The organism is Nonomuraea sp. NPDC002799 (genome assembly GCF_053592075.1).
This window is the reverse complement of sequence record NZ_JBSFVA010000009.1, coordinates 14,305-40,819: the sequence shown is the minus strand read 5'-3', so window position 1 is coordinate 40,819 and position 26,515 is coordinate 14,305. Positions and strand designations below refer to the sequence as shown.

Sequence of the window (26,515 nt, the reverse complement as noted above, 5' to 3'; positions counted from 1 at the left end):
CGCTAACCGCCGGAGTTGCCGCTGATGATCCAGACCTCCATATCCATCGCCAACATCATCACGCTCCTCGTGATGGCCGTCCTGTTGATCACCGGCATCGTGCTGATGGCGAGGGGCCGGCGCATCCATGGCTCCGCCGCCATGATCGGCCTGGCGGGCTGCGTCCTGCTCCTGCTCGGCGTGGCGTTCAACGCCGTACAGGGCCTGCTGTACGAGTTCTTGGCCGAGACGCTCGGTATAAGGCTGAGCCTGGTCTTCTTGATCGCAGCCGTGATCTCCCTGCTCTTCAGCGTGAGCGGCACGGCGCTGCTGATCTGGGCCGTGGTCGCCCGGCGCCAGCCCGCCCAGCCGCAGCAGCAGCAGCAGCAGCAAGGCTGGCAGCAGCCGGCGGCGAACTGGCAGCAGCCGCAACCCGGGTGGAACCAGCCTGCGCAGCCCGGGTGGCAGCCCCCGCAACAATCACCACCCGGATGGCAGCCCCCGCAACAACCGCCCGGATGGCAGCCCTCGCATCAACCGCCGCCGCCCGGGGGGCAGCCCCCGCAACAGCCGCCGCCCGGGGGACAGCAGCCCCAGCCCCAGCCTCCGCCCTCCGGCGAAGGCCAGGGCTGAGCTCAGCGCTCGCGCAGGTAGCGCCGCCAGGTGCTCAGGTCCGCCACCACCCATCGCACGCTCCCGGCCGGGGGCCTGGCGGCACGGCCGGCCGCCCGCACCTCCAACCCGGCTTCGACCAGTCTTTTGAGCACGGCTCTGCCGAGCCGCCCGCTGCCGCCTGTCACGAGTACCGATGTCATGCATCCTCGACGGGACAGCGGGCAGAGATGTGACAATGTCCGCGTAAGCGACACTCCGCAGCAGCGCCTGAGGGGATCATGACGCAAGAGCAGCCCGGCCGGCCCGAACCTGATCCCCATCAGACGATCAGGCACCGCTTCCCCCATCCCGAGCAGCCACGGGATCAGGGACAGCCGGAGGCGCACCTGACGCAGCGGCTGCCGTACACGCCGGACATGCTCCCCGACGTGCCCCTCTACGAGACCAAGCCGCCCAGGTCGGCCTGGTGGTGGGTGATCGTGGCCGGCGGGCTGGTGTTGCTGATCGCGGCCGTGGCGGTGGCGGCGCTCCTGTGGGCGCGCGGCAACGCCGATGGCGCGTCCCGGGCGCTCCCGGCCGGGAGTGTCGTCACGCTCGCGTGAGGTCCATGGTCCAGTTCGTCTCCCAGGTCAGGCCCTCGTCGGTGGAGAACGCCTGCTCCCACCGGGCCGCGTCCGGCCCGGCGACGGTCCACAGGAACCGGCACCGCACCGGCGTGCCCTCGTGGTGGTCGTCTCCGTAGAACTCGCCCTGGCCGCCCGTCCACGCGCCCACCATGGGGGTGGGGTCGAGCACGCCCCGGGTGCTGCTGGCCCAGTAGATCGCCCACTGGCTCGTCTCGTGGTTGAACACGCGGACGGTCAGCCCGCTGAACCCTTTCGTGGGGAAGGTGATCTCGTCGAAGTTCGCGCCCCCGTCGAAGTGCCGGGTGGCGACCGAGTGGCCGGGGAACTCGTCCCATTCGTCACTGCCGGCGAGAGCCTTCACGAGGCGCCGGTTGACGACGTTCCAGTGGCCGGACAAGAAGTCGAAGTCGTTCATGCGGACGAACATAAGCCGTGACCACTGACAGGTAGTGTCAGCGATTGTGCGCGCTTCCCGCCTGGTCTCGATCCTGCTGCTGCTGCAGACGCGCGGCCGGATGACGGCGCGGGAGTTGTCGGAGCGCCTGGAGGTCTCGGTCCGCACCATCTACCGCGACGTCGAGTCGCTGCACGCCGCCGGCATCCCCCTGTACGGCGACGCGGGCCCCAAGGGCGGCTACCAGCTCCTCGACGGCTACCGCACCCGGCTCACCGGCCTGACCACGGACGAGGCCGAGTCCCTGTTCCTCGCCGGCCTGCCGGGACCGGCCGCCGAGCTGGGCCTGGGCGCGGTCGTCACGGCGGCCCAGCTCAAGCTGATGGCCGCACTCCCCGTCGAGCTGCGCGACCGCGCCGGCCGCATCCAGGAGCGCTTCCACCTCGACGCGCCCACCTGGTTCCGCGACCGGGAGCCGGTGACCTATCTGCCCGCCGTGGCGGACGCCGTCTGGAACGAGCGCCGTGTCCAGGTCCGCTACCGCCGCTGGCAGGCGCCGCAGGAGGTGGAGCGGCGGCTGGACCCGTACGGGCTGGTCGTGAAGGCCGGACGGTGGTATCTGGTCGCGCGGGCCGGCGAGCGCGTGCGCACCTACCGCGTCTCGCAGATCCTCGGCCTGCACCCGCTCGCCGAGGGCTTCACCAGGCCCGATGACTTCGACCTGGCGACCTACTGGCAGGGTTACCTGGCCGAGTTCGAGGCCCGGCTGCGGTGGGGCGAGGCGGTGGTCCGGCTGTCGCCGCGCGGGCTGGAGCGCCTGACCGACCTCATGACGCCGGGCGTCGTGGCGGCGGCGGCGGAGAGCGCGCAGCCGCCCGACGCGGCGGGCTGGACGCGGGTCACGGTGCCGATCGAGTCGGTGGAGCACGCGGTGGCCGAGTTCCTGCGGCTGGGCACGGACGCCGAGGTGATCGCGCCCGGCGAGCTGCGCGAGCGGCTGCGGGACACGGTGAACACCCTCGCCGACCGCTACCGCACAGCCTGAACCCGTCCCGCACGAACCGTGCGGGACACCCCGGTCTCACTCAAATCGTCTGGGACACCCCAGACCCGCTCAAACCGGGTGGGACGCCTCGGCCTGCCAGCAGTGCGTCCAGCGGCCCTCCCCCAGCTCGGTACGCCCCGGCGCCTCGCTGGAGCACACCGGCAACGCCACCGGGCAGCGCGGATGGAACCGGCACCCGCCCGGCGGATCGATCAGGCTGGGCGGCTCGCCGTGCCGCGTCGCCTCGGGCGGTGTCAGCCGGTCGGGGTCGGGCGCGGAGTCCAGCAGCAGTTGCGTGTACGGATGCCGGGCCGCCTGCGTGAGCTCCTCGCCGGGCCCGCTCTCGATCAGCCGCCCCGCGTACATCACGGTGATGTCCTCGGCGAAGTAGCGCGCGCTGGCGATGTCGTGCGTGATGTACAGCAGCGCCAGCCCGCTCTCCTCGGTCAGCCGCTCCAGCAGCCGCAACACGCCGAGCCTGATCGACACGTCGAGCATCGACACGGGCTCGTCGGCGATCAGCGCGACCGGCCGGACCGCCAGCGCCCGCGCGATCGCCACCCGCTGCCGCTGCCCGCCGGACAACTCGTGCGGCAGCTTGTCCATGAACTGCTCGACCGGCGTGAGGCTGACGCGTTCGAGCAGCTCGGCGACCAGCTCCTGTTCGTGCGCGTCCGAGCGCACATGTCCGTGGATGCGCAGCGGCCTGGCCAGGTGATAGCGCACCCGGTGGAAGGGGTTCAGGGACGCGAACGGGTCCTGGAAGATGAGCTGCACCTGCCGGCGGTAGTCCTTGAAGCCCGCCCCGCGATGCGCCCGCACCGGCTCGCCGCGCAGCAGCACCTCCCCTGACGTCGGCGGATACACCTGCGCGAGGAGCCGCGCGACCGTGCTCTTGCCGCAGCCGCTCTCCCCGACGAGCGCCGTCACCGAGCCCGCCCGCAGCGCGAGCGACACGTCCTCCACCGCCCGCACCGGCGGCCGCCTGCCGAACCGGCCCCGGGGGCCGCGCGCGGCGGTGAAGTGCTTGGTGAGGTTCCGGCCCTCAAGAACGATCATGACTCTCCAAACCGTGGCCGCCGTTCAGCAGGCACGCCACCCCGTCGTCGAACACGGGCGGCTCCGTGGAGCAGGCCGTCATGGATCGCGCGCAACGCGGATGGAAGGCGCAGCCGGCGGGCAACGACCGCAGGTCGGGCGGCGTGCCGGGAATGCCGGGCAGCTCCGCACGCGGCCCGCGCAGGCGGGGGAACGAGCGGAGCAGACCCAGCGTGTACGGGTGGCGCGGCGCGTGGTGCAGCCCCTTGGCGGTGCCGGTCTCGACGACCCGGCCCGCGTACATGATGGCGATCCGGTCGGAGATCTCCATGAGCAACGACAGGTCGTGCGTGATGAAGACGACCGCGAAGCCGTACTCCTCCCGCAACTCCCTGATCTCGTGGAGGATGTCGCGCTGGACCACCACGTCGAGCGCGGTCGTCGGCTCGTCCATGATGATGATCTCGGGGTTGAGCGCGAGCGCGATGGCGATGGCGGCGCGCTGCCGCATGCCGCCGGACAGCTCGTGCGGGTAGGAGCGCCGCCGGTCGGCGCTGATGCCGACGCGTCGCAACAACTCCACCGTCCGCTCCGCGCGCTCCTTGCGCGGCATCGCGGGCAGGTGCGCGCGCAGGACGTCGTCGATCTGGGCGCCGACCGTGCTGACCGGGTTGAGCGCGTTCATGGCGCTCTGGAAGACGACGGCCAGCTCCTTCCAGCGGAAGGCTCGTAGCTCCTTGGCGCGCAGCCCCAGCACGTCCACGGCGGAGCCGTCCCTGCGGTGGCAGACGACCGAGCCGGAGGTGATCGCGGCCGGCGGGCGCAGCAGCCGGGCCACCGCGTTGGCGAGCGTGGACTTGCCGCTGCCGCTCTCCCCCGCCAGGCCGAGGATCTCGCCGCGCCGCAGGTCGAGCGAGACGCCGTCGACCGCGTGCACGTCGCCGGAGCCCGCCAGGTAGTCGACGGACAGGCCGCGGATCTCCAGGACGTTCTCGCGCGTGTCCTCCGACGAGCCTTGGACGCTCCCACTAGAGCCTTGGACGTTCTCGCGGGTATCCTCCGGCGAGCCTTGGACGTTCATGCGCGTGCCTTCCGGCGAGGTTTGATCGTGCGCAGCCGGGGGTTGGCGATCTCGTCGATGCCGAAGTTCACCAGCGCGAGGCCGGTGCCGATGAGCGCGATGCACAAGCCCGGCGGGACGAACCACCACCAGGCCCCGATGAGCAGGGCCTGCCCGTTCTGCGCGAAATACAGCATGCTGCCCCAGCTCACGGTGGACAGGTCGGCCAGCCCGAGGAACGACAACCCCGCCTCGGCCAGGATCGCGCCGACGACGGTCGCCAGGAAGCTGGTGGCGATGACGGGCAGCAGCACCGGCAGGATCTCGAAGAACACGATGCGCAGCGGCCCCTCCCCGGCGGCCCGCGCGGCCTGGACGAAGTCGCGCCGCCGTACGGACAGGGTCTGGGCGCGCAGCACCCGGGCGCCCCACGCCCAGCCGGTGACCGCGATCACCACGGCCACGGAGGCCACGCCGCGCTGCGGCAGGTAACCGGCCAGCACGATGATCAGCGGCAGCGCGGGCAGCACCAGGAAGATGTTGGTCAGCACGGAGAGCGCCTCGTCCACGGCTCCGCCGGCATAGCCGCCGACCAGCCCCACCGCGACGGCGACCACGGTGGCGATCACCGCCGACAGCAGGCCGACGCCCATCGAGACGCGGGAGCCGTACACGATCTGGACGAGGATGTCCTGCCCGGTCTGCGTGGTGCCGAGCCAGTGCGCCGCCGACGGGCCCTGGAGGCCGTCGGCGCTGGTCGCGGCCGGGTCCGCGCCGATGAGCAGCGGGCCGAGCAGCGCCGTCAGCGTGAAGAAGGCCAGGATCCCGATCCCGATTTTGATCTTCATTCGGACTCCTGCCTGGTGCGCGGGTCGAGCAGCACGTACGCCAGGTCGGCCAGGAAGTTGGCGACGAGCACGGCCAGCGAGATGACGAGGAAGATGCCCTGCATGAGCGGGAAGTCCTCGTTCTCCACCCCTTTGAGGAGCATCGACCCGATCCCCGGATAGGAGAAGACGATCTCCGTCAGCACCGAGCCGCCCACCACGAAGCCGAGGGACAGGGCGAAGCTGGTGATGTTCGGCAGGATCGCGTTGCGGGCGGCGTACGCCCACATGACCCTCCGGCTGGTCAGCCCCTTGGCCTCGGCCATCACCACGTAGTCCTCGCCCAGCGTGGTGACCATGACGTTGCGCATGCCGAGGATCCGGTCGGCCATGGAGGCGATCACGATCGTCACGGCGGGCAGCACCGCGTGGTAGAGCACGCTGCCCGCGAACTCCCCGGTGAAGCCGGGCATCACGTCCAGCCCGTAGGCCCGGCTGACCGGGAACCACTGGAGCGTCACCCCGAAGACGAACACGAGCGCCAGCGCGACCCAGAAGTACGGCACCGCGTGCATGAACGTGGCGGCCGGCAACACGCCGTCGAGCCAGGTGCCCCGCTTCCACGCCATCAGCACGCCGAGCGACGTGCCCACCAGGTAGCTGATCAGCGTGGCGATCCCGACGACCCCGACCGTCCACGGCAGGCTGCCGGCGATCACCGTGGTCACCTCGGCGGGAAAGAAGGTGATCGAGCGCCCCAGCTCCCCATGAGCGAGATTGCCCAGATAATCCAGATACTGCTGCCACATTCCCGCGTCGCTGATGCCGAACGCCCGCCGCATCGCCTCGATGGCGGCCGGCTCGACGTTCCCCTTCATCCGGGCCACCAGCAGCTCCACCGGATCCCCCGGCATGAGCCGGGGGATCAGGAAGTTGAGCGTGACGGCGGCCCAGGCCGTCAGCAGGTAGAAGCCGAGCCGCCGGGCCAGGAACCTCATGCGGCCTTGAGGTGCAGCAGCACCACGGCGGCGTCGGGTGAGGTGTACGGCGACGGCATCGCGTACGGGTCCTGCTCGGAGGGCCAGCCGACGTACTTGTCGGTCCTGAACTGCGACCAGGCCGGGCTGTAGAACAGCGGCAACACCGGCAGCTTCTCCACCATGATCTTGCTGAGGCCCTGTGTGGCCCGCTGCTGCTCGGTCTCGTCCTCGGTGGCCGCGTAGGCGTCGATCAGCCGGTCGGTCTCGGCGTCCTTCCACCGCTGGTAGTTGCCGGTGGCGGCCTCGCCGACGGGCTTGACCAGGGCGCCGTAGAGCAGCGAGCGGAACTGGAAGTAGGGGGTCGGCCCGGCGGGGGTGGCCCTGATGGACAGGTCGAAGTCGCCCTTGCCGACCTTGGACACCCAGTCCGCGAAGGCCACGCCCCTGGTCTCGACCGTGATGCCGACCTTGGCCAGGTCCTCGCGGATGAGCTGGGCGGCGTTCACCCAGTCGGTGAACGGCGACGGCACCAGCAGCGTGAACTTCAGCTTCGCCGGATCGATCCCCTTCAGCAGCTCCTTGGCCGCCGCCACGTCCACCTTGAACGCCGCGCTCTGGTGTTCCTGCGGCACGTACGCCGCCCCGCCCGGCATCGCCACGCCGCTCGGATGCGCGACCTTGGTGTAGCCCCGCTCGGCCACCTGGACGATCTTGTCCCGGTCGACGGCGAGGCTGATGGCCTGCCGCACCTCCGGCTTGCCCAGGATGGGGTCGGTGAGGTTCGGCAGCAGCGACACCACGCCCTCGGGCGGGAAGAAGAACTTGTTCTGCTCCGGCTTGTCGCGCACGAAGATCTTCTGGATGTCCGGCACGAACGCGCCCGCCCAGTCCACCTCACCCTGCTGGAGCGCCGTCTGCAGGGCGTTGGCCGTGTAGGCGGGGAACCGCAACACCGGCACCTCCGGCTTGCCCGGCTGCCAGTAGGACGGGTTCTTCGCCATCTCGTAGAGCTGCGCGGAGAACGCCGACAACGTGTAGGGCCCGGTGCCGACCGGCTTGGTGTTGGCGAACGTGGCCGGATCGGCCTGCTTCTCCCACAGGTGCCTGGGCACGATGGGCGAGCTGCCGGCGATGTCGACGAGCTTGGCGTAGGAGGTCTTCGCGAAGTCGATCCGCACCGTGTCCGGTGTGAGCGCCTTCGCGCCCTCGATCTCCAGCGCGCTCTTGTTGAGCTGCGGATGGTCCTTCAGCATCTGGAACGTGAACGCGACGTCGTCGGCCGTGAACGGCTGCCCGTCGGTCCATTTCACGCCCTGCCGGAGCGTGAAGGTGACCGACTTGCCGTCGCCGGACCATTCGTGCTTCAGCGCCAGCCAGGGCGTGATCTCGCCGGGCTTGAGCTTGTTGAAGTACATGAGGGTCTCGTAGATCATCCCGCTCGTCCCGAAGTTCACGCCTTCGAGGTGGTACGGGTTGAAGTCCTCCTGGAACGTACCCGCGTCCACGGCATGGATGATCAACGGGGGTGCTGCGCCGGCGGCGCTCTTGCCGCCGGTCGCGCCACCACTCGAACAGCCCGCGACGGCCAGGGCCGCGAGTACCGCCAAAATGCGTTTCATCGGGGGGTTGCCTTTCCGAAATACTTCGTCCGGAGGTCACGCGAGCCCTTCGGGGCGGCGAAAGCCTGCGCGCGGCCGAATCCGGCTGGTGCGCCGCGCACGATCGTCAGCGCGCGGTAGTACTCGACGTACGGGAAGCCGTAGGTCTCGCCTCGGGCGTAGGCGTAGCCGGTGATCGCCTGCGACCAGAGCTCGTACGCCTCCTCGCTCAGCTCCACGAACACGTCGGGCGTGAAGCCCGCCGCGTCCTCCCAGTTGTCGGCGTAGTAGAGCTCGCTCGCCCAGTAGGCGGGCAGCTCGCGTTCGAGCGTCTTGAGACCGCCGTAGAAGCGGGCGTCCTCGACGATCCGGTGGGTACGAGCGTGATCTTTATGGATGGACGCGCTCCAATGGGTCAGGATGACGTCCGGGCGCAGCTCCCTGATGAGGTCGCCGACGCGCAGCTTGACCTCCTCGTCCTCGGGCAGCAGCCCGTCCTCGTAGTCGAGGAAGCGCACGCCCGCCCCGATCGCGGCGGCGAACGTCTCGGCCTCCGCGCGCTTCTGCGCGGCGTAGTCGGCGAGGGACATCCGGGGATGGCCGCGCTCGCCGAGCGTGAGGTGCAGGAGCGTGGCCCGGTCGCCGGCCAGGACGTGCTGGGCGAGGACCGCGCCCGCCGTGAGGTCGAGGTCGCCCGCGTGGGCGCCGATCGCCAGGACGTGGGTCACGCGGACCGCCTCATCACGTGGAAGCGCCGGGTGACCTCATAGCCCGCCCGGGTGTAGAGGTGGCCGGCCGGGCTGGTCTCACCGGTCCACAGGAACCACGACGAGTGCAGCCCTTCGGCCCGCATCATGGTCATGGTCAGGTGGAGCAGGATCTTGCCGAGGCCGGTGCCCCGCAGGCCGGGATCGACGCCGAAGGGGCCGAAGCGCTCGGGGACGCCCCGGTAGGCGGCGTACAGGGCGAACCCCACGATGATGTGATCCTTTTTCGCGATGACGATGCGTTTCGGGTCGCGGTGCTGCCGGATCGCCTCCCCCCAGTCGGGGTTGAAGGCGCCGGCCGCGAAGCGGATCAGCTCGGGCAGCTCGCCGTCCGCAGGGGCGCCGAAGGCGTACCCCTCGCTCTCGCGCTTGCCGCGCAGCTCGTGCACCTCGTCCGGCGTCACGTAGCCGACGAGCGTGCGGTCCATGGCGACCGGCGAGTACAGCGTCGTGAACCCGAGCCCGCCGAGCAGGCGGAACCCGTCCGGGTAGAGCTCGGCGTCGGCTCCCGGGAGCACATAGTTCGGCGTATAGGACGAAAAATCGACTTTCGTCCGCCCGGTGCTCTCCAGGAACGCGAGCGCCTCGCCCACCAGCCGCCGCCCCAGCCCGCCGCCGCGATGCTCCGGGGTCACGAAGAAGAACGGGATCCAGCCGGTCTCCGGCTCCAGGTCGGTGCCGGGGGCCAAGGGGGTGAGCCGGCGGACACCGTACGCGCAGCCCACCACCCGCCCGTCCGCGACGGCCACCCGCAGGCCGCCGGGATCGAAGTTGGGGTCGAGCAGCACGCAGTCGCGGAACCAGCCGGAGGTCGTGGGGTCGCCTGGCATGCTCCGATTCCAGGCGTCCACCAGGGAGTTCTCATCGCCGGACACGAAGGCGCGGACAGTGACCATGCGTAGGGGGGTCCTTTCACTGCAGCTTCTCCCGCCACAGCTTTCCCACTGTCAACCATGCAGGTCAAGCACATTCCGGCATAAATTTTCTTCTTCATCCGATAACTAGAAATTTCTTTTCAGTCGAAAGTTTCAGACAACCGCTCGCTTGGCCCGAGCCCTACCCCAGGTCATCCCACCCGTACACGCGCCTACTCACCAGGCATATTGCGCCACTGAAAGTTTCACTTCAAAATCGCAATGTTTCAGGCGAACGAGAGGATGACGATGAACGTGAGAGCTCGGATCGCAGGTGGCCTGATCGCCGCCGTGACGCTCATCGTGGCGGCGCTGATCGCGGCGCCCCCGGCCGCGTCGGCACAGCTCACCGAGGTGACCGGTTTCGGCACGAACCCCACCGGCCTGCGCATGCACCTGTACGTCCCGGACGGCGTCGGGACCCGCCCGCCGCTCCTGGTGGCCGTGCACTACTGCACGGGATCGGGCCCGGCCTTCCACTCCGGCACCGAGTTCGCCTCGCTGGCCGACCGGTACAAGTTCATCGTGATCTATCCGTCGGCGACCAGGAGCGGCGCCTGCTTCGACGTCTCCTCACCGCAGGCGCTGCGGCACGACGGCGGCAGCGACCCGGTGGGCATCGTCTCCATGGTCAGGTACGTCCAGCAGCGCTACGGCGCCGACCCGGAGCGCACGTACGCGGCCGGGGCTTCGTCGGGCGCCATGATGACGAACGTCCTGCTGGGCGGCTATCCCGACGTGTTCAAGGCGGGCGCGGCGTACATGGGCGTGCCGTTCGGCTGCTTCGCCACCACGGACGGGTCGAGCTGGAACAGCGCCTGCGCCAACGGCCAGGTCACGAAGACCCCGCAGCAGTGGGGCGACCTCGTACGCGCCGCGTACCCCGGCTACAGCGGCCCCCGCCCGCGCATGCAGGTGTGGCACGGCACCGAGGACGCCACGCTGCGTTACCCGAACTTCCAGGAGGAGATCAAGCAGTGGACCAACGTCCACGGCCTGAGCCAGACGCCGAGCCGCACCGACACGCCCCAGTCGGGCTGGACCAGGACCAGGTACGGCAGCACCGGCACCACCGCGCCCGTCGAGGCGATCAGCCTTCAGGGCGTCGGGCACAACCTGCCCATGAGCGGGATGGCCGCCGCCACGATCGCCTTCCTCGGCCTGGACGCGGGCGGCCCGACCCAGACGCCCACCCCCACACCCACACCCACGCCCACACCGACCCCCACACCGACGCCGCAACCCGGCGCGTGCCGCGTCACGTACACGGTGAACCCCTGGAACACGGGCTTCACCGCCGCCGTCACGATCACCAACACCAGCTCGGCGCAGCTCTCCTCCTGGGCCCTGGCCTTCACGCTCCCGCAGGGGCAGACGGTCACCTCGCCCTGGAACGCCACGATCTCGCCCACCAGCGGCGCGGTCACGGCCAGGAACGCCGGCTACAACGGCACCGTCGCGGCGGGCGCCTCCGTCTCGTTCGGCTTCCAGGCCACCCACACCGGGAACACGGCCGCGCCGACGGCGTTCGCCCTCAACGGCGCCGCCTGCACCTGACGACCAGGCAAGATCGCCATTGATATGATCATCGACTGAAAAATGCCCTAGGTTTTGGGAGCGCTCCCGAAAGTGCTTCTGTTATGACCGAAAGGGCACCACCTTGTCCCCTCTGCACACCCGGCTCGCGGCCGCCTTATCCGGCTTCGCGCTCGTGCTCACCGCCGGCGGCGCACCCAGCGCCGCCACGCCGCCCGACCGGGCGGCGACCGTGGCCGCCGAACCCGCTGAAACCCAGCGGGCCGGCGCCGCCACCCTCACCCTCATCACCGGCGACGTCGTCGAGTACACGCCGGCCCAGAGCGGCGGCGTCCCCTCCGTCGCCATCAGGCAGGCGCCCAGGGCGGACGGCGCGGCCGTCACGTTCGCCACGCTGCCCGGCAAGGACGGCGGCTACCTGGTCCTGCCCTCGGACGCGGCCGCGCTGGTCGCCGCCGGGACGCTCGACGAGGAGCTGTTCGACGTCGAGACGCTGGCGCGGGACCAGCGCACCGAGGCCATCCCGCTGCTCGTCACCTACCCGGGCGACCAGGCGCCGGCCGCGCTGACGCGCTCGGCCGACGCCCTCCCGGCCAGCGAGAACGTCCGCGCGCTCGACAGCGTCAACGGCGCCGCGATGACCGTGCGAGCCGACCAGGCGGACACGTTCTGGGCCGGGCTGCGCGGCGACGGCAGCACCCTGGGCAGGTCGGCCGGCGGGATCCGGAAGATCTGGCTGGACCGCAAGACCGAGGTCTCGCTCGACCAGAGCGTGCCGCTGATCGGCGCGCCCACCGGCTGGGAGCGCGGCTTCGACGGCAAGGGTGTCAAGGTCGCCGTGCTCGACACCGGCATCGACGTCAACCACGCGGACTTCGCCGGCCGCATCCTCGCCACCGAGAACTTCTCCGGCGCCTCCGGCATCGCCGACAAGCAGGGACACGGCACGCACGTCGCCTCGACGATCGCGGGCGCCGGCGCCAGGTACAAGGGGGTCGCGCCCGCCGCGTCCCTGCTGGTCGGCAAGGTGCTCGACGACAGCGGCCACGGCGACTGGTCGTGGGCCATCGCCGGCATGGAGTGGGCCGCGGCGCAGGGCGCCGACGTGGTCAACATGAGCCTCGGCAGTTGTTGCGGCAACGGCACCGACCCGATGAGTGAGGCGCTGAACGAGCTCACGAGGAAACACGGGACGCTGTTCGTGACGGCCGCGGGCAACGAGTCCGACCCGCTCACCGTGGGCGTGCCCGCCGCGGCCGACGAGGCGCTCGCCGTGGGTGCGGTGGACAAGACGACGGGCACGACCCTCGCGGACTTCTCCAGCAGGGGCCCCAGGCTGGACGACGCGGCGGTCAAGCCGAACATCGTCGCCCCCGGCGTGGACATCGTCGCCGCCCGCTCCGCCGAGTCCTCCCTCGGCGGCATCCCCGGCGACGACAGGTACACCTCCTTCAGCGGCACCTCCATGGCCACGCCGCACGTGGCCGGAGCCGCCGCGATCATCGCCCAGCAACATCCCGCCTGGCAGGCCGGCGAGCTGCGCGACGCGCTCACCTCGACGGCCGCGCGCAACGACGGTCACAACTGGTTCGAGCAGGGCAGCGGCCGGGTGGACGTGGCGCGCGCGGTCACCCAGACCGTGTTCGCCACGTCCGTCGTTGACTTCCACCTGCTCGGCAAGCCCGCCACCAGGCAGGTCACCTACCGCAACACCGGCAAGGAGCCGGTGACGCTGGCCCTCTCGCTCGTCACGCGCGGCTGGAGCGGCAACCCCGCTCCGGACAAGGCGATCAGCCTCGGCGCCGAGAGCGTCACCGTCCCCCCGGACGGCACCACGACGGTGGACCTCGCGGTCGATCCGGCGGCGGGCCGGACGGGGGCCTACGGCGGCTGGGTGACCGCGAGCGGCGACGGCGACGTGCGGCTGGTCACCCCGTTCAGCTACTACACCGGCCCGGCCACGCACCGGCTCGGGGTGTCGCTGGTCAACTCGTACGGGACCAAGGAGTTCTTCCCCGGTTACCAGGCCGAGCCCATCGTCTACACGATCCCGCTGAAGCGCGGCAACAGCCCCGAGGACCCGTTCAACCCGTACGGCTACTACTTCCTGCACACCGACTACTCGGGCAACGGCGAGTTCTACCTGCCGGCGGGCGACTACGAGGTGATCGGCGTCGCCGGTGAGAACCGGATCAGCAACCGCAACAGCTGGGTGATCCAGAACGTCTCCCTGGACGGGGACGAGACGGTCACCCTGGACGCCCGCAAGACGGTCCCGATCCGGCCGGAGACCCCGAAGGCGCTGGACGGGGGCGGGCAGGCGTTCTACGTGCGCACGTTCACCGACCGCAGCTCGCCGGTCTCGCTGTACGCGGGCATGGTGGGCGGCGGGCACGACCTGTTCGTGACGCCGGTGCCGTCGGTCAAGACCGGCAAGGTGCGGCTGTCCCACCAGTGGAACCTGCAGCCGCCCGTGCTGACCTCCGCCACGGCGGGCAAGGTGAAGCTGCGTCCCGCGTACGACATGGACGCCCTGCGCAAGCTGACCACCACCACGACGTATCCCGTCGTCCCGGTCGGGCAGGGACGCCCTGAGGACTTCGACGGCGTGGACGTGGCCGGCAAGGTCGTCCTGGCCGGGATCCCGGTCGAGGACGGCGCCACGCCGTACGTCACCGCCGGCGCGCAGATGGACCAGGCGGCGCAGAACGCCCTGCGGCGTGGCGCGGCCGGCATTCTCGGCTATCTCGACGCCGACGGGGCACGGGCCCGGGTGCCGGGCTGGGCTTCGTCGTTCCACGCACTGGGCCTCGGCGCCGCCGAAGGGCGGGCGGTGCGGGCCGAGCTGGACAAGGGGCCGGTGTCGTTGCGGCTGGAGCCGTACACGGGGCCGGACGTCACCTACCACCTCCGCTTCGACGAGCGCGGCCGGGTGCCCTCCCGTCCGGAGAGGGTGGACATGGGGCGGGTCGTCCGCGTCGACACCGCGTACCATGCCGACCAGCCGGACACCAGCGGCTGGGAGTACGGCGAGTCGACCACGGGTGAGGAGCCCGGCCGCATGGTGTACGGCGGCTCGCTGCGGATGCCCGTCGCTCGCACCGAGTACTTCGGCCCCGTCTCCGACGACGTCCTCTGGTCGCGCACGATCACGAACCAGAGCCTGATCCTGAACTCCCACGACCGGTTCACCGCGCGCGACCGGCGGCTTTCCGAGCAGTGGTTCAAGGCCCCCCTGGTCCCGGGCGCCGCCGACGTGCCCGCGTCCTACCCGGTCACGCCGCCGTGCGCCCTCTGCCGGGACGGAGACCGGTTCGTCCCCGCCGAGCAGTGGCTGGACTCCGATCCCCGTCACTACAGCGACCTCAGCCCTGTCACGTCGGCTCCTCGGCTGTTCGCGGGCGACCAGGAGCTGCCGGTGAAGGGCCGCGCCCCGCGCTCCTTCACGGTGCCCGCCGCGGCCGGCCCGTACCGGCTGGAGGAGGTCGACACCACCGACCGCGCACTGTCGAGAAAGGTGACGACGAGCTCGCGCTTCGCCTCCACCCCGCCGTCGCCGGGCGCTCCCCGCGGCTACTCCTGCACCTTCGGCACGGCCTGCGCGTTCCAGCCCGCCATCCAGATCACCTACGACCTGCCCCTGGACCTGCTGAACCGGGCGGCGTCCGGCACGGCCTTCGCCTTCGACCTGCGTGCGCGCCCGCACTCCGGCGTGCGCCGCGCCCCTGAGGTCGGCCGGGCCAAGGTCGAGTACTCCACCGACGACGGGGTCACCTGGCGGGAGGCGGCCAAGGTGAAGAAGCGGGGCGACGGCCGCTTCCGGGTGGAGCTGACGCATCCCGCGCTGGCGCAGACGTCCGGGTTCGTGTCGTTGCGGGTCACGACGTCGGACACGGCGGGCGGCTCGGTCACCCAGACGATCGATCGCGCGTACGCGCTGAGATGACCCACGAGGGACGGCCGACGGGTGAATTCCACCCGCTGGCCGTCCCCTTTCCGTCGTCCACCACCGGCAGCCCCACCTCTACCCTGTCCGGCATGACCTTCGCCGGCACGCCCCGACCGCGCCCACGCTGGTATCACGCCCGGACAGACCTGGAGGACTTCGCGATCATCAGCTACCGGGTGGCACCCGACGCACTGGCCCGGCACCTGCCCCGGGGCTTCTCCCCCACGGAGATGACCTTCGACGACGGCCCCGGCGCCCTCGTCTCAGCCGTCGCCTTCCGGGACCGCGACTTCCACTTCCGTTTCCTCCCGCAGATAGGCATCACCTGCGGCCAGATCAACTACCGCGCCTACGTCACCGCGAACGGCACACCAGGCGTCTGGTTCTTCGGCACCAGCCTCGACCATCCCGTCGTGGCCATCCCCCAGCACCTCTGGGGCATGCCCTGGAGCCGCGCTCACATCAGCATCGAGGCGACCTGGGACACCGTCCCCGCCCACTGGCGTCTGGAAGCCGGCGACGCCCACTGCACCGCCATCGAGCTCCCCCAGCCGCTCGCCGCCCTGGACGGCTTCACGGACGAGTCCGACTGGCTGGAGCATCTCACCCACCCCACGCAGGGCTGGTATCGCCGCCGGGACGGAACGGCAGGCGTCTACAGCATCTGGCACCCGGTGATGCGTCCCCGCCACCTGAGCGCCGCTTCCGCCCGCTTCCCCGTCTTCGAACGCCTCGGGCTGATCACTCCCGACAGCCGGCCGCACTCGATCCTGGCTCAGCCGCGGCTCGCCTTCGACATTCACACCCCGCCCCGGCGCTTCACCCCATGAAGACCGTTCAGCCACAGGGAAAGCCGGGGCGCTCTGCTCAAAGCAGGCCAAGACCCGCCGAGCACCAATCAGGGTGGAGCTATGGGGATTCGAACCCCAGACCTCCTCCATGCCATGGAGGCGCGCTACCAACTGCGCCATAGCCCCTGGTCACCGCTCCGAGTCCACCCGTTGCGGCGCTCCGAGAGCATATAACCATCCGCGCCCATTCGCCTAATCGCGCCACAAGCCCCACACGCCCCGAAATTCAGCCCCGCTGCGCGGCCCGCCCGGCATGCAACTCCCCGGGAAGCATGACCGCACAGCGCGATGACCGCATGTCCATCGGCACGACCTTCCGACGTCAGCGGCTTGCCGACGCCGGCGATCTTCGAGTGCCGGCGATCTTCCGGCGCCGGCGATCTTTGGACGTCGCAGCCGGCCAGGCGTCAGCGACAGCCCGGCGTCAGCGGCTCAGGAGCCGTGCCTGAGCCTCGGACGGCCCCCGAGCCGTACGAGCTACGCCTGAACCTCGGCATCCGGCCTGTCGTCGCTGCTGACGGGCTCGGGCAGGGTGCCGGCGTTGTGTTCGAGCAGCCGCCAGCCCTTACGCCCTTCCTCCAGCATGGACCAGGAGCAGTTGCCCAGCCCGCCGATCGCCGACCACAACTCCTCGGGCAGTCCGAGCAGCTCGCAGATGCCGAGCCGGAGCGCGGCCCCGTGCGAGGCCACGACCAGCAGGCCGCGGTCGTCGAGCCGGGCCGCCCAACGGCGCATGGCGGCCGCCACCCTGACGGCCACCTCGGCGACGGGCTCCCCGTCGGGCGCGTCCCAGGCGATGTACTCCTCGGGCCAGCGCGCGGCGATCTGGTCGCGCGTCAGCCCCTCCCATTGGCCGCCGCCGCGTTCGCGGAAGTCCTTGTCCACGGCGACGTCGAGCCCGGCGACACGCCCGAGTGCGAGGGCGGTGTCGTTGGCCCGCTGAAGATCGGAGGAGACGATCAGAGTCGGCCGCAGCGAGGCCAGCAGCGACGCCGCCCTGGCGGCCTGCGCCACGCCGGTCTCGTCGAGGGGAATGTCGGAATGTCCCTGGAAGCGCTTCTCAACGTTCCACAAGGTCTGCCCATGACGCAGACATACGATCCGTCTGCTCAAGTGCGTGCCCGCTGCAGGTTGGCCTGCATGACGCTCTCCGGCAGCGCGATGGCCGGGCAGTCCTTCCACAGGCGCTCAAGCGCGTAGAACGTGCGGTCTTCCTCGTGCTGCACGTGCACGACGATGTCGAGGTAGTCGAGCAGCACCCAGCGGCCCTCACGCTCGCCCTCGCGGCGCGCGGGCTTGGCGTCGGCCTCGATGCGCAGCCGGTCCTCGATCTCGTCGACGATGGCGCGTACCTGGCGGTCGTTGGTGGCGGAGCAGAGCAGGAAGGCGTCGGTGATGACGAGTTGCTCACTCACGTCGTAGGCGAGGATGTCATCGGCCAGCTTGTCTGCCGCGGCCTCCGCGGCGATGCGCACGAGCTGGACGGCTCTGTCAGATGCGGTCACGATGCGGGTCTGTCCTCCTGTGTCGGCAGCATGCCTATACGTTGAGGGTACCCTTTCAGGCCGAAACCCCTCACCTATGGCAGGGAGACCTTCACCTCTCGGCCTGATACAGGCCACGTTTGTTGATGTACTGCACGATTCCGTCGGGCACCAAATACCAGATCGGCTCCCCTTTCTCCACCCGCTGACGGCACTCCGACGACGAAATGGCCAAGGCGGGAATCTCCAGCAATGTCACCCTGCCCTCAGGCAGTCCGGGGTTGCGCAAGGTGTGCCCGGGACGCGTGCATCCGACGAAGTGGGCCCGCTCGAACAGCTCGTCGGCGTCCTGCCAGCCGAGAATGGCGTCGAGGGCGTCGGCCCCCGTGATGAAGAACAACTCAACCTGCGGACCGTAAATTTCCGCTATATCGCGCAAAGTATCGATGGTGAACGTCGGGCCGGGACGATCTACGTCCACCCTGCTGACGGAGAAGCGGGGGTTCGACGCGGTCGCGATGACCGTCATCAAATAGCGGTCCTCAGCCGCCGAAACCTCGCGCTCAGCCTTCTGGTACGGCCGTCCCGTCGGCACGAAGACGACCTCGTCAAGATCGAAATGGTGGGCCACCTCGCTGGCCGCGACAAGGTGCCCGTGGTGAATGGGATCGAACGTCCCACCCATCACCCCCACTCGCCGCATCCCCTGCACGCCAGGCACGTTCATCATGAAACGGACCTTACGCGGACGACGTACCACAACATGATGGCACCCCCCTGAGTGATGACCGCGCATCGCCTCCTTCGCGGACGTAGCATGCCGGGCATGACGACCACCCCGGACCGCAACCGCGTCCAACTGCCCGGCATCTCGTCCCGAGCCTACGAACACCCCGCAGACCGGTCAGCCCTGGTCGCTCTGCGTAAGTTGAGTGGGTTCGACACCGTTCTCAAGCAGATGTCAGGCCTCGTCAGCGAGCGCCGGCTACGCCTGATGTACCTGGCGTCGGCCGTGCGCGTGGGCGAGACCCAGTTCCGCTCCCTCTACGACATGGGCCGCGACGCCGCCTACACCCTCGACCTGCACCGGATCCCCGAGATCTACGTCCAGCAGGACCCGCGGGTCCAGGCCAAGGCCATCGGCTTCGACGACCCGTTCATCGTCGTGACCACCGGCCTGCTCAACCTCATGGACGATGAGGAGCAGCGCTTCGTCATCGGCCACGAGACCTCCCACATCCTGTCGGGGCACGCGGTCTACCGGACGATGCTCGACATCCTCACCACCCTCGCCGCCCGCGTCGCGTGGATCCCGCTCGGCTACATCGGCCTGCGGGCGATCGTCGCGGGCCTGGAGGAGTGGTACCGCAAGTCCGAGCTCTCCTCCGACCGCGGCGGCCTGCTCACCGGGCAGAACCCCGAGTCGGCCAAGCGCGCGCTGATGAAGCTCGCCGGTGGCGCCTACACCCACGAGATGAACATCGAGGCGTTCCTGGAGCAGTACCAGGAGTACGACACCGCGGGCGATCTTCGCGACGGCTTCCTCAAGGTGCTCAACCTGCTCGGCACCACCCACCCGTTCGCGGTCGTGCGCGTGGCCGAGCTGGACAAGTGGCAGCGCAGCGGCGACTACGAGCGCATCCTGGGCGGAGACTACCCCCGCAGGGAGGACGACCCCAACGCGCGGGTGACCGACGAGATCAAGGCGGCGGCGGAGTCCTACCGCGCGTCCTGGTCGCAGTCGCAGGACCCGTTCATCGGTGTGCTGCGCGACGTGGCCGAGGGCGCTGTCAACGCCGGCGAGCGCATCTTCAACCGCTTCTCCCGTCGCGACGGCGGCCAGGGCTAGCCCGGATCGCGGCCGATCCGCTTGATCAGCCGCGACGCTCCGCCGCAACCGCCGTCAAAGACGACCGTCACCCGAGACAACCGTCAACCGGGAAGACCGTCAGCCCAGACGACCGTCATCCGAGGCGACCGTCTTCGGACGACGACTGTCAGCAGACGTGCGGCGGGTCAGAGCAGGAGGGCGATGGCGCGCACGGCGGCCGCGCACAGGGCGACGAACCCGCCCAGCACGGCCAGTGCGCGCAGCCCCTCCCTCCGCAGATCCGGCAACCGGTGGCCGATCCGCTCGATCTCCCGCCCGGTGATGCCACCGCACAACATCCCGAACACCACGCCCGCCACCGTCACGGGCGCGGGCTGCTGCCACCAGTCGGAGGCGATCTGACCGCCGCCCGTCACCCACAGGGCGCCACCCGACGCCACCGCGACGGGCAGCCCCGGCCACACCACGGCGGTCGCCGCCGCCCCGGCGAGCGCGAGCGGGAAGAGCAGCACGCGTAGCGTCATCCGCGTGCGCCGTGCGCTGCGCTTCCTGACCAGCCAGTGGCTCATCCAGAGCGTCCTGGTCAGCACCACGAGCACCGTCGTGATCACGATCGAGGCGATCGGCCAGATCACCGAGGTCACCACGCACGGCACCGCCAGCACCGCGAGCAGCAGCAGGGCGCCGTTGCCGGCGGGCAGCGTGGTGGCCGACTCCGCCTTGAGCGCGGCCTTCCGCCTGACGTCCGTCCGGCTCCTGACGGCCGCCGCCGTACGCTGGCGCGGCGCCGTCGCCTTGCCCCGCGTCGTCGCGGCCTTGCCGTCGGCGCCCGTCCTCGCGCGCGCCGCGCCGGTCTTCCCGTCAGCGGTCGTACGGCCACGCGGCAGCGCGGCCTTGCCGTCACCGCCCGTCCGGCCGCGCGGCGCGGGCACCTTGCTCTCCGCGGCCGTCCTGGCGCGGGCGGCCTCCGCGCCGGCCCGCGACCGGGGCGGCGGCACCTTCCCCTCCGCGCTGTTCGGCCTGCTCCGCGAAGGCTTGGCCTCGCTGCGGGCCGCCTCCTCGGTGGTACGGCCGCGGGCCGCCGTGCCCTTGCCCGCCTCGTCGGCCGCGTCGGCGGCCCGCCCACCGGCCGGTGTGGCCTCCGGATCGGGCCCGCTCGTGGCCTTGACCAACCGCGACAGCCGATCCGCCAGCAGCGCCGCGGTGGGCCGCTTGCCGGGCTCCCGGTTGAGCGCCGCGCGCACCAGCGGCAGCAGCGCCACCGGGACGCCCTTGAGATCGGCCTGCCCGTTCAGCACCGCGTACATCTGCGCCTCGGCCGTCCCGCGCCCGAACGTCGGCCGCCCGGTCGCCGCGAACGCCACCGTGGCCGCCCACGCGTGCACGTCCGCGGGCGAGTCGACGTGCTCGTCGGCGAAGATCTCCGGCGCGGTGTAGCCGGGCGTGCCGAGGAACGTGCCGGTCATCGTGAGCCGGGTCGCGTCGAGCACCTGCGCGATGCCGAAGTCGATGAGCACGGGCCCTTCGGCGCCCATGATGATGTTGCCGGGCTTGAGATCGCGATGCACGACCCCGGCCGCGTGGATGATGGCCAGCGCGGCGGCGATGCCCTGGGCCAGGCCGACGAGCTGGGTCACGTCGAGCGGGCCGTTCTGGCGGACGCCGTCGAGCAGCGTGACGCCCTCGATGTGCTCCATGACCAGATAGGGCCGCGCGCAGCTCAGGTCGGCGTCGAGCACCTTGGCGACGTACGGGCTCTCGACCCGGCGCAGCGCTCGGACCTCGCGCTCCAGCCGGATGCGTGAGGTCTCGTCCTCGGCCAGGTCGTGCAGGACTTTGAGTGCGACGTGCTCACCGCGGCGGATGCTGGCGAGGTAGACCTCGCCCATCCCGCCCCGGCCAAGCCGCTCGACCAAGGTGTACGGCCCGACCTTGCCGAGCTTGCTCACCGTCCCTCCCCGCCCGGCGCGCCCATAAGGGGCACAACCCTAGCGCCGTAACCTGAGTCACCGCTTGAGGCACGCCGAGGGTTTAACGACGAGTGTGGTCGGACAGCATGCTGTCGAGCCCGGCCGTGGGCTCCTCCGACAGCGGCCGGCGGCTCTTCCTGCGCCAGTTGACGTGACCCCGGCTCTCCAGCCAGAGCAGCAGCCGGTCGGCGCCGAGCAGCACCACGGCCGAGAAGACAAGGGCGACCACGATTTCCATGGTTCCCAGTCAACCCAGGCCGCCCGGTGCAGGTCAGGCCGACACGCCGACTAACCGGCCACCACCGTGCCCTCTGACGTGCGCAAATGCCCCTCACCGGTATAGACCCACTTGGTCGACGTCAGCTCGGGCAGGCCCATCGGCCCGCGCGCGTGCAGCTTCTGCGTGGAGATGCCGATCTCCGCCCCGAACCCGAACTCGGCCCCGTCGGTGAACCTGGTCGAGGCGTTGACCGCCACGGCCGCCGAGTCGACCAGCGCGACGAACCGGCGCGCGGCCCGCTGCGACCTGGTGACGATGGCGTCGGTGTGGCCGGAGCCGTAACGCCTGATGTGCGCCACCGCCTCCTCCAGCGAGCCGACGACGGCGGCGGCGATGTCGAGTGAGAGGTATTCGGCGTAGAAGTCGTCCTCGGTGACGGGCACGACGCCGGACCCGTGCGCGGCGATCCGCTCGTCGCCGTGCACGGTCACGCCCGCCGCACCCAGCGCCCGCAGGGCCTGCGGCACGAACGCGTCCGCGACGTCGGCGTGCACCAGGAACGTCTCCGCCGCGTTGCACACCGACGGCCGCTGTGCCTTGGCGTTGACCAGGATCTGCACGGCCAGGTCCAGGTCGGCCTCGGCGTCGACGTAGACGTGGCAGTTGCCGACGCCGGTCTCGATCACCGGCACGGTCGACTCCTCGACCACGGAGTTGATCAGCGACGCTCCGCCGCGCGGGATCAGCACGTCGACCAGCCCCCGGGCCCGCATGAGCTCCTTGACCGAGTCGCGGCTCTGCCCCGGCACGAGCTGGACGGCTCCCGCCGGCACCTCGGTGCCCGCCAGCGCGCCCTGCATGACGCGCACCAGGGCGGTGTTGGAGGTATAGGCGCTCGACGACCCTCTCAGCAGCACCGCGTTGCCGCTCTTGAGGCAGAGCGCGGCGGCGTCGACGGTGACGTTGGGGCGGCCCTCGTAGATGATGCCGATCACGCCCAGGGGCACCCTGAGCTGGCGCAGCTCCAGCCCGTTGGGCAGCGTGGAGCCGCGGACGACCTCGCCGACCGGGTCGGGCAGGTCGGCCACCTGCCGCACGGCCTCGGCGATGGCCGCGATCCTGGCCTCGTCGAGCCGCAGCCGGTCGATCATCGCCTCGGCCGTGCCCTGCGACCTGGCCCGCTCGACGTCCGCGGCGTTGGCCTCGACGATCTCGGCCGCGTGCGCGACCAGCGCCTCGGCGATGGCACGCAGCGCGGCGTCCTTGGGCGCCCGCGGCAACGGGGCCAGCTCGGCGGCGGCCTCTCGTGCCGCTTGGGCCACCTTCAGGAAGTCATCGGACATCGCGCGCTCCTCGCAGGGCTGTCACTTAGTTGGCTTCCAGTATGACGATGTCGTCACGGTGGATCAGCTCACGTTCATATTCCGGACCGAGGGCGCTGGCCAGCTCTCTGGTGGAGCGGCCGAGCAGCTCGGGGATCTCGACGGCGTCGAAGTTGACCAGCCCGCGGCCCACCACGAGCCCCTGAGGCCCGCACAGGTCCACGGGATCGCCCGCCGCGAACTCCCCCTCCACCGACGTCACCCCCGCCGGCAGCAGGGACATGCGCCGGGTCACGATGGCCTCGACCGCCCCCTGGTCGAGGTGGAGCCGGCCCCGGCCGGTGGCGGCATGGGCCAGCCACAGCAGGCGGGTGCCGGGATGGCGCCCGCCTGGGTGGAAATAGGTGCCGACGTCGGAGCCGCTGAGCGCCTGGGCCGCGTGGGCGGCGGCGGTGAGGACCACGGGCACTCCGGCTCCGGTGGCGATCCGGGCCGCCTGCACCTTGGTCACCATGCCGCCGGTGCCGACCGCCGCGCCGTTCTTGCCCAGCTCGACCCCGGCCAGGTCCTCGGGGCCGCGGATCTCCGCCAGCCGCCGCGAGCCGCTGCGGCTCGGCGGGCCGTCATAGAGCGCGTCCACGTCCGAGAGCAGCACCAGGGCGTCGGCGCGGATGAGGTGGGAGACCAGCGCCGCCAGGCGGTCGTTGTCGCCGAAGCGGATCTCGTCGGTGGCCACGGTGTCGTTCTCGTTGACGATGGGGACGATGCCGAGCTCCAGCAGCCTCGCCAGCGTGCGCTGCGCGTTGGCGTGGTGCGCGCGCCGCATCATGTCGTCGGCGGTCAGCAGCACCTGGCCGACGCGCAGGCCGTAGCGGGCGAAGGAGGAGGTGTAGCGGGCGACGAGCACGCCCTGCCCGACGGAGGCCGCGGCCTGCTGGGTGGCCAGGTCGCGCGGTCGCGTGCTCAGGCCCAGCGGGCCGAGCCCGGCGGCGATGGCGCCCGAGGAGACCAGGACCAGCTGCGTCCCGGCGCGCCGGCGCGCCGCCAGCACGTCCACGAGGGCGTCCACCCGGTCGACGTCGATCATGCCCTGGGGGGTCGTGAGCGAGGAGGAGCCGACCTTGACGACGACCCTCGACGCTGAGCTGATCTGTTCCCGCACGACAGGCAGCCTATCTGAGGCCGGACCCCGCAATCAGCGCGCGGCCGGCCCCCGCGACCGCCCCGGACCGCGGGGCCGCCCTCCGCACCTGGCTGCTAGAACCGGTTGTCAGACCCCCGAGGCCCCTGCCGGATGGACTCGGCGCGGAGCGTGGGCTGCCAGTCGAAGATGTAGCCACCCTCCATCGGCCCGATCACGATCTCGGCCCCGGCGGTGGCGCCGGCCTTGGCCAGCTCCTCCTCCACCCCGAGCCGCTCCAGCCGGTCGGCGAGGTAGCCCACGGCCTCGTCGTTGCTGAAGTCCGTCTGCCGGATCCACCGCTCGGGCTTCTCACCGGTGATCTGGAACATGGTGTCGTTGACCCGCCGCACCTTGAACCCGGCGTCCCCGAGCTGCTTCGGCCTGATGACCAGCCGCGTGGGCTCCTCGACCGGCTTGCGGGCGCGGGCCGCCGCGACCCACTCGCCCATCGCGTACGTGAGCTCCCGCAACCCGTCATGCGTGGCCGCGGAGATCGTGAACACCTGCAGCCCCCGCTCCTCGAAGTCGGCCTTGACCAGCTCGGCCAGCTCCCGCGCGTCGGGCACGTCGGCCTTGTTCAGCACGACCATCCGCGGCCGGTCCTCCAGCTTCCCGTACGCCCGCAGCTCCGCCTCGATCACCTCGTAGTCCGTGATCGGGTCCCGCCCCGGCTCCATGGTGGCGCAGTCGATGACGTGGACGAGCATGTCGCACCGCTCCACGTGCCGCAGGAACTCGTGCCCGAGCCCCTTGCCCTGCGACGCCCCCGGGATCAGCCCGGGCACGTCGGCGACGGTGAAGATGTTGTCCCCCGCCGTCACCACACCCAGGTTGGGGATCAGGGTCGTGAACGGATAGTCCGCGATCTTCGGCCTGGCCGCGCTCAGAGCGGCGATCAGCGAGGACTTCCCGGCGCTGGGGAACCCGACGAGCGCCACGTCGGCGACGCTCTTCATCTCCAGCATGACGTCCAGCCCGTCCCCGGGCTCTCCCAGCAGCGCGAACCCGGGCGCCTTGCGCTTGGTCGAGGCCAGGGCCGCGTTCCCCAGCCCGCCGTGGCCGCCCTGGGCGATGACGTAGCGGGTGCCGGCTCCCACGAGGTCGATCAGCACCTCACCCGTGGCCGCGTCCTTGACCACGGTGCCGTTCGGCACGGGCAGGATCACGTCGCCCCCGTTGGCGCCGTCCCGGTTGGACCCCTGGCCCTGCTTGCCGTTCTCGGCGTTGCGATGCGGCCGGTGGTGGTAGTCGAGCAGGGTCGAGGTGTTGGCGTCGACCTCAAGCACGACGTCACCGCCGCGCCCCCCGTTGCCGCCGTCGGGGCCGCCGAGCGGCTTGAACTTCTCCCGGTGGATGGAGGCGCATCCGTTCCCCCCGTTACCAGCCGTGATGTGAAGAACTACCTGGTCCACAAAGTCCGGCATCCCGCACTCCTCCATCTCATTACCACAAATAAGGGCCTACCCGCCCCCGAAGCAGCATCAGGCAGACCCAAGAAAAGCCAAGGGGTGGATCGAGTCACTCGATCCACCCCTTGGCAACAAACGGCAAAGCTGGGAGTGCTACTCCGCAGCCGCGACCGGAACGATGCTCACGGCCTTGCGGCCGCGCTTGACGCCGAACTGCACGTGACCGGCGGACAGCGCGAACAGCGTGTCATCGCCGCCGCGGCCCACGTTGTCGCCAGGGTGGAAGTGCGTGCCACGCTGACGAACGATGATCTCGCCCGCGTTGACAAGCTGGCCGCCGAAGCGCTTGACGCCCAGGCGCTGAGCATTGGAGTCGCGGCCGTTCCGGGTGGACGACGCGCCCTTCTTGTGTGCCATCTCTCTACTCCCCGATCAGGCCTGGTCGATACCGGTGATCTTGACCTGGGTGTACCGCTGGCGGTGACCCTGGCGCTTCTTGTAACCGGTCTTGTTCTTGTACTTGAGAATGCGGATTTTCGGGCCCTTGGTCTCGCCCAGAATCTCGGCGCTCACCAAGAACTTGCCCGCCTCGGTGGTCACGTCGCCTTCGTTGACGACGAGCACCGTCGGCAGCGAAACCGAAGAGCCGACCTCGCCGGCGACCTTGTCCACCTCGAGGACGTCACCGACGGAGACCTTCTGCTGCCTGCCGCCGCAACGAACGATCGCGTACACCGCGGAACCCTTCTACTGACTCACTGTTGTTTTCGAACATCAGTCACCTCACGGGGAGATAACCGCCGAATGCTGCGCCTGGTCATTCGATCTGTCGCAAAACCCGACGAACCGAGTAAGCGCGCCAACAGGGCACGTCACCTGACGCACCGATTCACCAGGGTACCGGTTAACGGTGCCCT

Annotated in this window: 26 protein-coding genes and 1 tRNA gene; 7 read left to right on the top strand and 20 right to left on the bottom strand. The window is 70.5% G+C overall.

Annotated features, from left to right (window positions below; all coding sequences use genetic code 11):
• The first annotated feature begins 24 nt into the window (after window positions 1-24).
• Window positions 25-612, top strand: coding sequence for a hypothetical protein (locus ACWD0F_RS18555; protein ID WP_449876910.1), 588 nt, complete (start codon window positions 25-27; stop codon window positions 610-612).
• Window positions 613-614: 2 nt separating this feature from the next.
• Here ACWD0F_RS18555 and ACWD0F_RS18550 read toward each other — a convergent pair whose 3' ends face one another.
• The gene (locus tag ACWD0F_RS18550) at window positions 615-794 is read right to left on the bottom strand and encodes an NAD-dependent epimerase/dehydratase family protein (RefSeq protein ID WP_449876908.1); all 180 of its coding nucleotides are present in this window, start codon (window positions 792-794) and stop codon (window positions 615-617) included.
• Window positions 795-872: 78 nt separating this feature from the next.
• Between ACWD0F_RS18550 and ACWD0F_RS18545 the strand changes: the two genes are divergently transcribed.
• Window positions 873-1,196, top strand: a complete 324-nt coding sequence (locus ACWD0F_RS18545) for a hypothetical protein (RefSeq protein ID WP_449876906.1) — start codon at window positions 873-875, stop codon at window positions 1,194-1,196.
• Here ACWD0F_RS18545 and ACWD0F_RS18540 read toward each other — a convergent pair.
• On the bottom strand, window positions 1,183-1,635 hold the full coding sequence (locus ACWD0F_RS18540) for a hypothetical protein (protein WP_449876904.1): 453 nt from the start codon (window positions 1,633-1,635) through the stop codon (window positions 1,183-1,185). The two genes, ACWD0F_RS18545 and ACWD0F_RS18540, sit on opposite strands and share 14 nt — an antisense overlap.
• 46 nt (window positions 1,636-1,681) lie before the next feature.
• On the opposite strand from ACWD0F_RS18540, the gene ACWD0F_RS18535 reads away from it, so the two are divergent.
• On the top strand, window positions 1,682-2,659 hold the full coding sequence (locus ACWD0F_RS18535; RefSeq protein WP_449876902.1) for a helix-turn-helix transcriptional regulator: 978 nt from the start codon (window positions 1,682-1,684) through the stop codon (window positions 2,657-2,659).
• A gap of 69 nt (window positions 2,660-2,728) precedes the next feature.
• On the opposite strand, the gene ACWD0F_RS18530 is transcribed toward ACWD0F_RS18535, so the two are convergent.
• The 7 genes from ACWD0F_RS18530 to ACWD0F_RS18500 are packed head-to-tail and all read right to left on the bottom strand — an operon-like array spanning window position 2,729 to window position 9,825.
• Window positions 2,729-3,718: an ABC transporter ATP-binding protein gene (locus ACWD0F_RS18530; RefSeq protein ID WP_449876900.1), complete on the bottom strand. Its 990-nt coding sequence runs from the start codon at window positions 3,716-3,718 to the stop codon at window positions 2,729-2,731.
• Entirely contained in the window at window positions 3,705-4,778 is a 1,074-nt protein-coding gene (locus ACWD0F_RS18525; RefSeq protein ID WP_449876898.1) for an ABC transporter ATP-binding protein, read from the bottom strand. Before ACWD0F_RS18525 ends, ACWD0F_RS18530 begins: the two co-directional genes overlap by 14 nt.
• Entirely contained in the window at window positions 4,775-5,605 is an 831-nt protein-coding gene (locus ACWD0F_RS18520) for an ABC transporter permease (protein ID WP_449876896.1), read from the bottom strand. Before ACWD0F_RS18520 ends, ACWD0F_RS18525 begins: the two co-directional genes overlap by 4 nt.
• Window positions 5,602-6,582, bottom strand: a complete 981-nt coding sequence (locus ACWD0F_RS18515) for an ABC transporter permease (RefSeq protein WP_449876894.1) — start codon at window positions 6,580-6,582, stop codon at window positions 5,602-5,604. The genes ACWD0F_RS18520 and ACWD0F_RS18515 overlap by 4 nt, the downstream gene beginning before the upstream one ends.
• Window positions 6,579-8,183, bottom strand: a complete 1,605-nt coding sequence (locus ACWD0F_RS18510) for an ABC transporter substrate-binding protein (protein WP_449876892.1) — start codon at window positions 8,181-8,183, stop codon at window positions 6,579-6,581. The genes ACWD0F_RS18515 and ACWD0F_RS18510 overlap by 4 nt, the downstream gene beginning before the upstream one ends.
• Window positions 8,180-8,890, bottom strand: a complete 711-nt coding sequence (locus ACWD0F_RS18505) for a PIG-L deacetylase family protein (RefSeq protein WP_449876890.1) — start codon at window positions 8,888-8,890, stop codon at window positions 8,180-8,182. Before ACWD0F_RS18505 ends, ACWD0F_RS18510 begins: the two co-directional genes overlap by 4 nt.
• Window positions 8,887-9,825 (bottom strand): GNAT family N-acetyltransferase, encoded by a 939-nt coding sequence (locus tag ACWD0F_RS18500; protein ID WP_449876888.1) that lies wholly within the window; start codon window positions 9,823-9,825, stop codon window positions 8,887-8,889. The genes ACWD0F_RS18505 and ACWD0F_RS18500 overlap by 4 nt, the downstream gene beginning before the upstream one ends.
• A 267-nt stretch (window positions 9,826-10,092) precedes the next feature.
• Here ACWD0F_RS18500 and ACWD0F_RS18495 point away from each other — a divergent pair, with 267 nt between their 5' ends.
• From ACWD0F_RS18495 to ACWD0F_RS18485, 3 genes are all read left to right on the top strand, one after another.
• Window positions 10,093-11,400, top strand: a complete 1,308-nt coding sequence (locus tag ACWD0F_RS18495) for an extracellular catalytic domain type 1 short-chain-length polyhydroxyalkanoate depolymerase (RefSeq protein ID WP_449876886.1) — start codon at window positions 10,093-10,095, stop codon at window positions 11,398-11,400.
• A gap of 103 nt (window positions 11,401-11,503) precedes the next feature.
• Window positions 11,504-15,325, top strand: coding sequence for a S8 family peptidase (locus ACWD0F_RS18490; RefSeq protein ID WP_449876884.1), 3,822 nt, complete (start codon window positions 11,504-11,506; stop codon window positions 15,323-15,325).
• Window positions 15,326-15,417: 92 nt separating this feature from the next.
• Window positions 15,418-16,158, top strand: a complete 741-nt coding sequence (locus tag ACWD0F_RS18485) for a DUF2071 domain-containing protein (protein WP_449876882.1) — start codon at window positions 15,418-15,420, stop codon at window positions 16,156-16,158.
• Between the two features lie 74 nt (window positions 16,159-16,232).
• Here ACWD0F_RS18485 and ACWD0F_RS18480 read toward each other — a convergent pair.
• The 4 genes from ACWD0F_RS18480 to nadD form a co-directional block, all read right to left on the bottom strand.
• A tRNA-Ala gene (locus ACWD0F_RS18480) sits at window positions 16,233-16,305 on the bottom strand.
• 351 nt (window positions 16,306-16,656) lie between these two features.
• Window positions 16,657-17,292 carry a histidine phosphatase family protein gene (locus ACWD0F_RS18475; protein WP_449876880.1) on the bottom strand — a complete coding sequence of 212 codons (636 nt, stop codon included), beginning with the start codon at window positions 17,290-17,292 and terminating at the stop codon, window positions 16,657-16,659.
• Window positions 17,289-17,684 (bottom strand): ribosome silencing factor, encoded by a 396-nt coding sequence (gene rsfS / locus ACWD0F_RS18470; protein WP_449876879.1) that lies wholly within the window; start codon window positions 17,682-17,684, stop codon window positions 17,289-17,291. Before rsfS ends, ACWD0F_RS18475 begins: the two co-directional genes overlap by 4 nt.
• Before the next feature lie 91 nt (window positions 17,685-17,775).
• Window positions 17,776-18,393, bottom strand: a complete 618-nt coding sequence (nadD, locus tag ACWD0F_RS18465) for a nicotinate-nucleotide adenylyltransferase (protein WP_449876877.1) — start codon at window positions 18,391-18,393, stop codon at window positions 17,776-17,778.
• A gap of 87 nt (window positions 18,394-18,480) precedes the next feature.
• On the opposite strand from nadD, the gene ACWD0F_RS18460 reads away from it, so the two are divergent.
• The gene (locus ACWD0F_RS18460) at window positions 18,481-19,512 is read left to right on the top strand and encodes a M48 family metallopeptidase (RefSeq protein WP_449876875.1); all 1,032 of its coding nucleotides are present in this window, start codon (window positions 18,481-18,483) and stop codon (window positions 19,510-19,512) included.
• Window positions 19,513-19,679: 167 nt separating this feature from the next.
• Here ACWD0F_RS18460 and ACWD0F_RS18455 read toward each other — a convergent pair whose 3' ends face one another.
• The 7 genes from ACWD0F_RS18455 to rplU form a co-directional block, all read right to left on the bottom strand.
• Window positions 19,680-21,443, bottom strand: a complete 1,764-nt coding sequence (locus tag ACWD0F_RS18455) for a protein kinase domain-containing protein (RefSeq protein ID WP_449876873.1) — start codon at window positions 21,441-21,443, stop codon at window positions 19,680-19,682.
• An 82-nt stretch (window positions 21,444-21,525) separates the two neighbouring features.
• Window positions 21,526-21,702, bottom strand: a complete 177-nt coding sequence (locus ACWD0F_RS18450; protein WP_449876871.1) for a hypothetical protein — start codon at window positions 21,700-21,702, stop codon at window positions 21,526-21,528.
• 50 nt (window positions 21,703-21,752) lie between these two features.
• Window positions 21,753-23,027: a glutamate-5-semialdehyde dehydrogenase gene (locus ACWD0F_RS18445; RefSeq protein ID WP_449876869.1), complete on the bottom strand. Its 1,275-nt coding sequence runs from the start codon at window positions 23,025-23,027 to the stop codon at window positions 21,753-21,755.
• A 25-nt stretch (window positions 23,028-23,052) separates the two neighbouring features.
• Window positions 23,053-24,168: a glutamate 5-kinase gene (proB, locus tag ACWD0F_RS18440; RefSeq protein WP_449876867.1), complete on the bottom strand. Its 1,116-nt coding sequence runs from the start codon at window positions 24,166-24,168 to the stop codon at window positions 23,053-23,055.
• Between the two features lie 95 nt (window positions 24,169-24,263).
• A complete protein-coding gene (gene obgE, locus ACWD0F_RS18435) occupies window positions 24,264-25,613 on the bottom strand; it encodes a GTPase ObgE (RefSeq protein ID WP_449876865.1) in 1,350 nt (449 codons plus the stop codon).
• A 138-nt stretch (window positions 25,614-25,751) separates the two neighbouring features.
• Window positions 25,752-26,015, bottom strand: a complete 264-nt coding sequence (gene rpmA / locus ACWD0F_RS18430) for a 50S ribosomal protein L27 (RefSeq protein WP_449876863.1) — start codon at window positions 26,013-26,015, stop codon at window positions 25,752-25,754.
• A gap of 15 nt (window positions 26,016-26,030) precedes the next feature.
• On the bottom strand, window positions 26,031-26,333 hold the full coding sequence (rplU, locus tag ACWD0F_RS18425; protein ID WP_449876861.1) for a 50S ribosomal protein L21: 303 nt from the start codon (window positions 26,331-26,333) through the stop codon (window positions 26,031-26,033).
• Window positions 26,334-26,515 lie beyond the last annotated feature (182 nt).

Excerpts from the sequence above, each read along its gene's own strand:
- ACWD0F_RS18495 (WP_449876886.1), top strand. The coding sequence starts at position 10,093 with ATGAACGTGAGAGCTCGGATCGCAGGTGGCCTGATCGCCGCCGTGACG.
- ACWD0F_RS18545 (WP_449876906.1), top strand. The coding sequence starts at position 873 with ATGACGCAAGAGCAGCCCGGCCGGCCCGAACCTGATCCCCATCAGACG.
- rpmA (WP_449876863.1), bottom strand. The coding sequence starts at position 26,015 with ATGGCACACAAGAAGGGCGCGTCGTCCACCCGGAACGGCCGCGACTCC.
- ACWD0F_RS18485 (WP_449876882.1), top strand. The coding sequence starts at position 15,418 with ATGACCTTCGCCGGCACGCCCCGACCGCGCCCACGCTGGTATCACGCC.
- ACWD0F_RS18445 (WP_449876869.1), bottom strand. The coding sequence starts at position 23,027 with ATGTCCGATGACTTCCTGAAGGTGGCCCAAGCGGCACGAGAGGCCGCC.
- ACWD0F_RS18510 (WP_449876892.1), bottom strand. The coding sequence starts at position 8,183 with ATGAAACGCATTTTGGCGGTACTCGCGGCCCTGGCCGTCGCGGGCTGT.
- ACWD0F_RS18500 (WP_449876888.1), bottom strand. The coding sequence starts at position 9,825 with ATGGTCACTGTCCGCGCCTTCGTGTCCGGCGATGAGAACTCCCTGGTG.
- ACWD0F_RS18530 (WP_449876900.1), bottom strand. The coding sequence starts at position 3,718 with ATGATCGTTCTTGAGGGCCGGAACCTCACCAAGCACTTCACCGCCGCG.
- ACWD0F_RS18555 (WP_449876910.1), top strand. The coding sequence starts at position 25 with ATGATCCAGACCTCCATATCCATCGCCAACATCATCACGCTCCTCGTG.
- ACWD0F_RS18515 (WP_449876894.1), bottom strand. The coding sequence starts at position 6,582 with ATGAGGTTCCTGGCCCGGCGGCTCGGCTTCTACCTGCTGACGGCCTGG.
- nadD (WP_449876877.1), bottom strand. The coding sequence starts at position 18,393 with ATGATGAACGTGCCTGGCGTGCAGGGGATGCGGCGAGTGGGGGTGATG.
- ACWD0F_RS18450 (WP_449876871.1), bottom strand. The coding sequence starts at position 21,702 with ATGGAAATCGTGGTCGCCCTTGTCTTCTCGGCCGTGGTGCTGCTCGGC.
- ACWD0F_RS18520 (WP_449876896.1), bottom strand. The coding sequence starts at position 5,605 with ATGAAGATCAAAATCGGGATCGGGATCCTGGCCTTCTTCACGCTGACG.
- obgE (WP_449876865.1), bottom strand. The coding sequence starts at position 25,613 with ATGCCGGACTTTGTGGACCAGGTAGTTCTTCACATCACGGCTGGTAAC.
- ACWD0F_RS18525 (WP_449876898.1), bottom strand. The coding sequence starts at position 4,778 with ATGAACGTCCAAGGCTCGCCGGAGGATACCCGCGAGAACGTCCAAGGC.
- ACWD0F_RS18550 (WP_449876908.1), bottom strand. The coding sequence starts at position 794 with ATGACATCGGTACTCGTGACAGGCGGCAGCGGGCGGCTCGGCAGAGCC.
- ACWD0F_RS18540 (WP_449876904.1), bottom strand. The coding sequence starts at position 1,635 with ATGAACGACTTCGACTTCTTGTCCGGCCACTGGAACGTCGTCAACCGG.
- ACWD0F_RS18460 (WP_449876875.1), top strand. The coding sequence starts at position 18,481 with ATGCCGGGCATGACGACCACCCCGGACCGCAACCGCGTCCAACTGCCC.